Source organism: Ancylomarina euxina (genome assembly GCF_003863355.1).
In the GTDB taxonomy this organism is placed as follows: Bacteria; Bacteroidota; Bacteroidia; order Bacteroidales; family Marinifilaceae; genus Ancylomarina; species Ancylomarina euxinus.
The window spans coordinates 1-949 of the sequence record NZ_QQWG01000064.1 but is presented as its reverse complement, the minus strand read 5'-3'; the positions used below and the strand labels follow the sequence as shown (position 1 = coordinate 949).

General features: G+C 37.0%; 1 protein-coding gene. It reads left to right on the top strand.

Annotated elements, in window-relative coordinates:
- Positions 1 to 156 precede the first annotated feature (156 nt).
- The coding region (locus tag DWB61_RS17585; protein ID WP_125032242.1) for an IS30 family transposase at positions 157 to 949 on the top strand (793 nt) is incomplete at its 3' end.

Below are 949 nucleotides of genomic sequence, written 5' to 3'. Positions count from 1 at the left end.
CCTAGATTCAAGTAACCAATGCAACTTAGGTGATTATATGTAAGTTTAGTTTATGATAACTTTTACAGAACAATGGAGAGAGTATCATCTCCCCTTGTTCTGAAGGAATAAAAGTTCTTATTTTACGACCTAAATCACCACAAAATAAGTTGTGAAATGGAACGATTAACCGAGAATCAAAGGTATACAATTTCAGTTATGCTCAAAAAAGGGCATTCCAAAATAGAAATAGCTTCTTATTTAGGCCGAGATAAATCTGTGATCTATAGAGAGCTTAAACGGAATTGTGATAAACGAAGTGGAAAGTATAGAGCTGATCTGGCTCAACGTAAGTATGAAAAACGTCTCAAGGATAAGGCAAAGAGTGTGAAATTTACTGAAGAACTCAAGTCTGAGGTAGATGAACTTTTGAAAGAAGATTATAGTCCAGAGCAGATTAGTGGACGTCTCAGAGCAGAAGGTAAAGTTTGTGTTTCTCATGAAACGATTTACCAATATGTTTGGATAGACAAGAAGCAAGGCGGGACTTTATTTATGCACTTAAGATGCGGCAATAAAAGATACCGTAAACGTCCTGGTAGTAAGGATAAAAGAGGTATTCTCAGGAATCGTATAGGCATAGAAGAACGTCCAAAAATAGTTGATCAGAAAACTAGATTTGGAGATTTAGAAATTGATACTGTGATCGGGAAGAATCATAAGAAAGCTTTACTGACAATTAATGATAGAGTTACTGGTTTGGTATGGATTAGACTATTGGATGGTAAACATGCCAAGCCATTAACAGCAGAAGCCATTCAAGCACTATGGGCTAATAAGGATAAGATACATACAATCACGGCTGATAATGGGAAAGAGTTTGCTGATCATCAGACTATCGCAGAGCAGCTAGATGTGGATGTGTATTTCGCCAGACCCTATCATTCCTGGGAAAGAGGGGCAAATGAAA